7 protein-coding genes are annotated in these 4,457 nt (G+C 66.5%); 5 read left to right on the top strand and 2 right to left on the bottom strand.

Going from position 1 to position 4,457, the window contains the following annotated elements; all coding sequences use genetic code 11:
• Positions 1–168: 168 nt before the first annotated feature.
• Positions 169–417 (top strand): PilZ domain-containing protein, encoded by a 249-nt coding sequence (locus tag DYI24_RS21980; RefSeq protein ID WP_164573841.1) that lies wholly within the window; start codon positions 169–171, stop codon positions 415–417.
• A 39-nt stretch (positions 418–456) separates the two neighbouring features.
• Here DYI24_RS21980 and DYI24_RS21975 read toward each other — a convergent pair whose 3' ends face one another.
• On the bottom strand, positions 457–1,314 hold the full coding sequence (locus tag DYI24_RS21975; protein WP_164573840.1) for an OmpA/MotB family protein: 858 nt from the start codon (positions 1,312–1,314) through the stop codon (positions 457–459).
• Between the two features lie 260 nt (positions 1,315–1,574).
• Between DYI24_RS21975 and DYI24_RS21970 the strand changes: the two genes are divergently transcribed.
• From DYI24_RS21970 to arr, 3 genes are all read left to right on the top strand, one after another.
• Complete coding sequence (locus tag DYI24_RS21970; protein ID WP_164573839.1) at positions 1,575–2,201, top strand: HAD family hydrolase; 627 nt, start codon at positions 1,575–1,577, stop codon at positions 2,199–2,201.
• Between the two features lie 30 nt (positions 2,202–2,231).
• Entirely contained in the window at positions 2,232–2,720 is a 489-nt protein-coding gene (locus DYI24_RS21965; protein WP_107344799.1) for an acyl-CoA thioesterase, read from the top strand.
• A gap of 145 nt (positions 2,721–2,865) precedes the next feature.
• On the top strand, positions 2,866–3,279 hold the full coding sequence (gene arr / locus DYI24_RS21960) for an NAD(+)--rifampin ADP-ribosyltransferase (protein ID WP_164573838.1): 414 nt from the start codon (positions 2,866–2,868) through the stop codon (positions 3,277–3,279).
• Between the two features lie 51 nt (positions 3,280–3,330).
• On the opposite strand, the gene DYI24_RS21955 is transcribed toward arr, so the two are convergent.
• Positions 3,331–3,660, bottom strand: coding sequence for a hypothetical protein (locus DYI24_RS21955; protein ID WP_164573837.1), 330 nt, complete (start codon positions 3,658–3,660; stop codon positions 3,331–3,333).
• Between the two features lie 198 nt (positions 3,661–3,858).
• Here DYI24_RS21955 and DYI24_RS21950 point away from each other — a divergent pair.
• Positions 3,859–4,457, top strand: a 599-nt coding sequence (locus DYI24_RS21950; RefSeq protein WP_164573836.1) for a molybdopterin molybdotransferase MoeA, incomplete at its 3' end; no start/stop codon positions are given.

Genomic DNA, 4,457 nt, shown 5'->3' with positions numbered 1-4,457 from the left:
CTCATAACCGCGCATTAAGCATCCGCGCCCCGGCTTCCACGAAGCGGTCCGGGGCGCGGCTTAGTTGCGAGGAAGTAGCGCCGGTTTAGAGTCGACAACAACTCGAATTTAACAAGTCTCGGTTGCAATCGGGCTGATCCCTTATCCAGCCAGCCGGGAGCCACTTGTATGACTCAGCCGCGACGGTTTGCACGCGTCCGCCCCAGCGGGCTCGTCTCTGGGAATGCCAATCTGATCGTCGGCCCGAAGCTGCCGGTGATCCCTTGCCGCGTCGTCGACTACTCGGCCGGCGGCGCCTGCGTCGAGCTGAATGCCGACGCCAATCTGCCGCAGCGCTTCGAGATGCTGCACGGCCCTACCAAGCAGAAATGCCGGATGGGTTGGAAGCGCGGCCGCCGCGTCGGATTGTGCTTCTGAGCTTGAGCCGCCAATCGAAGTCGTCAGCTCAACCGGTTGTCAACGCTGCAGATCCGGCGGCAGCGGCGGGTTCTCGCGCATCAAGGTGATGGTGACGCGGCGGTTGGCGGCGAGTGTCGGCGCATCCGGAAACAGCGGTTCGCCGTCGCCCTTGCCGACCAGCGACAGCACCTGGCTGGTGGGCAGGCCCTCCTGTTTCAGGACCTCGCGTACCGCATTGGCGCGGTTCACCGACAGGCTGAGCGGATCGTCATCGCCAGCCTGCACCACGGTCGCCGCGGTGTGGCCGACGATGATCACGCGCAGCGAGGTGGCGCGCAGCGGCGCAGCAAGCCGGGCGACCAGCTTGCGGGTGCGTTCGTAAGGCACCGCCGAGCCGTCCGGAAACATCGGCCGGCCATCCTGATCGGTGAGTTCGAGATTGAGCCCGACCGGCGTCTCTTCGAACACGACGTTCTTGGACATCTCGGCCAGTTCCGGCACGTCCTGCAGCGCTTGGCGCAGCGAGGCCGAAGCCAGCGCGAATTCGCGCTCGGCCTTGGCATGAGAAGCGGCGCTGCCGGAGCCTCCGGCCTCTTCCAGATGCGGCGTGTTGCTGGCCTGATCGGGCGCGACGTTGCGCTTGCTCTTGACGTGCCCCTGAACCGGCACGCCGTCGGTCTCGATCACGCCGGCGAACCGCGAGTTCTGCTGCACGCCGAACGCGTCGCGCATCGAGCCGGCCACGATCTGCATCTTGCGCAAGTCCTGGGTCGAGAAAGACACCAGCATGACAAAGAAGCTGACCAGAAGGCCCATCAGGTCGGCAAAGGTGACGAACCAGCCGTGGGTGGCGTGAGCTTCCTCGGCCTTCTTCTTGTTGTTGCCCGAGGACAGGCGTCCACCACCACCCTTCATCGGCTTGGATCCGATGCGGTCGACGACGGCAGCAAGATGGGAAGTCCGAAGCGCATGAGCGGATCGCCGCTGGTCAAAACCCGGCGCCGCGACCCCGCATACGGTGCAAGGTGATTGCAGCAAGATGCGCTTCGCAGCGGCATTTCTTGTAGCGGCTGCGGATTACCAAACGGTTTCGTCAGTCTATAACATTCTTTAACCAAAATGCGTCTGTGTCGCCGCCGCATGACTCGCAGCTTCTCATCGACAAGGTTCTCAGCATGACCACCGCCCTCGCCCCCGGCGCCGCCGATGCGCTGCTGTTCGATCTCGGCCGCGTGGTGATCGACTACGATCTGCGCCGCACCTTGAAGGCGTGGGCCGTCGAGCTCGGCAGCGATCCGCATGCGCTGATGGCCAAGCTGGCGCAGGACGACACCTTCCATCGCTATGAGACAGGCCACGTCACCGATGCGCAGTTCTTCGCCGCCGTGCGCAGCGCGCTCGGGTTGACGTTGACCGACGAACAGTTGCGCGAAGGCTGGAACGCGATCTTCATCGGCGAAATGCCCGGCATCGCGCCGCTGCTCGACCGCGCCGCCAAACGGCTTCCGCTGTACGCGCTGTCCAACACCAACGATGCGCATATCGCGCATTTCTCCGAGCACTATGCCGAGCTGCTGGTGCACTTCCGCGAACTGTTTCTGTCGTCGCAGATCGGCATGCGCAAGCCGCACGGCGAGACCTACGATTACGTCGTCAAGGCGATCGGGGTTGCGCCGCAGCGCATTGTGTTCTTCGACGATCTGGCGGAAAACATCGAAGCCGCGCGCGAGCGCGGGCTGCACGCCGTCCAGGTGCATTCCAGCGACGACGTCGCCCGCACCCTCGATCAGCTCGGGCTGTAAGCGCGCGAAACCGACGACCGACGAGACGTGATGATGACCGACGCTTCTGCCGATCTTGCCTGGGATCATCCCGCCCCGTTCACGCTGCCGATGACGCCCGCGCCGGCCGATATCGACGGCCTCAACCACACCAACAACTCCGTCTATGTGCGCTGGTGCGACAGCGTCGGCTGGGCGCATTCCGAAGCGCTCGGACTGTCGCTTGCCGACTGGCAGCGGATCGACCGGGCGATGGCGATCCGGCGCGGCGAATACGACTACCTGCTGCCGAGCCATTTGGGCGACGAATTGCTGCTTGGAACCTGGATCTATGGCAGCGACGGCAAGCTGGTGATGGAACGCCGCTTCCAGCTGATCCGCCTCCGCGACGGCGCCACCATCATGCGCGGACGCTGGCAGCTGGTGTGCATCGAACTGAGCAGCGGCCGCCCGCGCCGCCTGCCGCCGGAATTCGCCAGCGTCTATCTGCCGGTGATGATCAAGGCCGACGACGGCGGCCAAGCGCCGGCAACGACTTAAAGCGCCCTCTTCCGCTCGGTTCTCAGTGCGTCTTGAGCCGGGGCGAAGGAAACCGCGACGCGCGCGGTATCAGCCTCGAGGCTGATGAACCCGACACGCACCGACGTCGTTGTCGTCGGTTCAGTCACACCGGAGCGCGCCCCTCATGTCCGCAGCGGCCAGCATGTTCGTGCGTCAGTTCTTCCACGGGACACGGGCCGATCTCGGTCCCGGCGAGCTGATCGTGGTCGGCTACCAGTCCAACTTCACCACCGTCGCGCCGCTGTCCTGGGTGTATTTCTCCGGCACGCTGGACGCTGCGATCTGGGGCGCCGAGCTCGCCGCCGGCGATGCGCCGCAGCGGATCTATGTGGTCCAACCGACCGGCCCGTTCGAGGACGATCCCAATCTCACCGACAAGAAATTTCCCGGCAATCCGACGCTGTCCTATCGCTCAAAGCATCCGCTGCGCATCGTCGCCGAAGTGACCAAGTGGCAGGGCCACTCGCCGGAGCGCGTGCAGCAGATGAAGGACGGTCTCGCCCGTCTCAGCGCCGAAGGCGCCGAGATCATCGATTAGCGCGTCAGAAGCACGGCGGCGTGCGCTCGCGCGCAACGCCGCGACCGCTCGTTACTGCGCCGGCAGTGCCCGGCAATCCATCGAGTACACCAGCTCGCCCTTGGCGGTGCGGCCGATCGGCTGGCACGGCGTCGACGCACGGCTCGGCTGTGCGCTCGGCGCTGCCGCAGGCCGCGCGGCTTCGCTCGGAGCTGCGGCCGGCGCGGCCGCCGGAGCCGCTGCAGGCTCAGGTGCGGATGCGGACGGCGGGCCGTAATCGCCGGCGTTGAACGACGGCGCCCAGCCTTTGCTCCAGTCGTGGCGCATCCAATACACCGAGCCGAACGCGATGATGCCGACCACGACCATGATCCGCAGGAACCATTTCGGGAAATCTTCCATCTGCGCGCTCCACGTCCGCTCGATGCCTGGAACCGGTCGTACAGGCGAAGACGACGGTTCGACAATAATGATTTAGGCCGACGCGGCGGCACGCCGCGCTCGCCGCCGACGCCGAGCGCATCTTGCGCGGGCGCTGCGCGCCACCTAAAGCCGGATCGTGACGGTTCGATTTCAACTTGCCTGCGAGGGAGACGCCCGATGGCGCTGATGCCGGTCGACGACGCGCTGGCCGCGGTGCTGGCTGGTGCGCATGGGCTCGACACCGAGCTGGTCGCGATCGAGGACGCTCACCGCCGCGTGCTGGCGCGCGATCTCGCGGCGCTTCGGACCCAGCCGCCGCAGGCGATGTCGGCAATGGACGGCTACGCGGTGCGCGCTGCGGACGTGGCGGCGACACCGGCAACGCTCCGGGTGATCGGCGAGATCGCGGCCGGCCGCCCCGCGACGATCGGCATCGGCCCTGGCGAGGCGCTGCGCATCTTCACCGGCGGCGTGGTGCCGGACGGTTCGGACGCCGTGGTGATCCAGGAAGACACCGTGCGCGACGGCGACCGCGTCACCGTCAACGAGACCGTCAAATCCGGCCGTCACATCCGCCCGGCCGGAATCGATTTCAAGGAGGGCCAGGTGCTACTGCGCCAGGGCCACCGGCTGAACGACCGCGACCTCGCGCTCGCGGCCGGCATGAACCACGCGGCGCTGCCGGTGCATCGCCGCCCGCGGCTGGCGATGCTCGCCACCGGCGATGCGCTGGTGATGCCGGGCACCACGCCCGCCCCCGGCCAGATCGTCTATTC

It is taken from the genome of Rhodopseudomonas sp. BR0C11 (genome assembly GCF_010820945.1).
Taxonomy (GTDB): domain Bacteria; phylum Pseudomonadota; class Alphaproteobacteria; order Rhizobiales; family Xanthobacteraceae; genus Rhodopseudomonas; species Rhodopseudomonas palustris_H.
This window is presented reverse-complemented; position numbering and strand designations above follow the sequence as displayed.

Bases quoted from the DNA above. Each gene is read 5' to 3' on its own strand.
- DYI24_RS21975 (WP_164573840.1), bottom strand. From the start codon at position 1,314: ATGAAGGGTGGTGGTGGACGCCTGTCCTCGGGCAACAACAAGAAGAAG.
- DYI24_RS21955 (WP_164573837.1), bottom strand. From the start codon at position 3,660: ATGGAAGATTTCCCGAAATGGTTCCTGCGGATCATGGTCGTGGTCGGC.
- DYI24_RS21980 (WP_164573841.1), top strand. From the start codon at position 169: ATGACTCAGCCGCGACGGTTTGCACGCGTCCGCCCCAGCGGGCTCGTC.
- DYI24_RS21970 (WP_164573839.1), top strand. From the start codon at position 1,575: ATGACCACCGCCCTCGCCCCCGGCGCCGCCGATGCGCTGCTGTTCGAT.
- arr (WP_164573838.1), top strand. From the start codon at position 2,866: ATGTCCGCAGCGGCCAGCATGTTCGTGCGTCAGTTCTTCCACGGGACA.
- DYI24_RS21965 (WP_107344799.1), top strand. From the start codon at position 2,232: ATGATGACCGACGCTTCTGCCGATCTTGCCTGGGATCATCCCGCCCCG.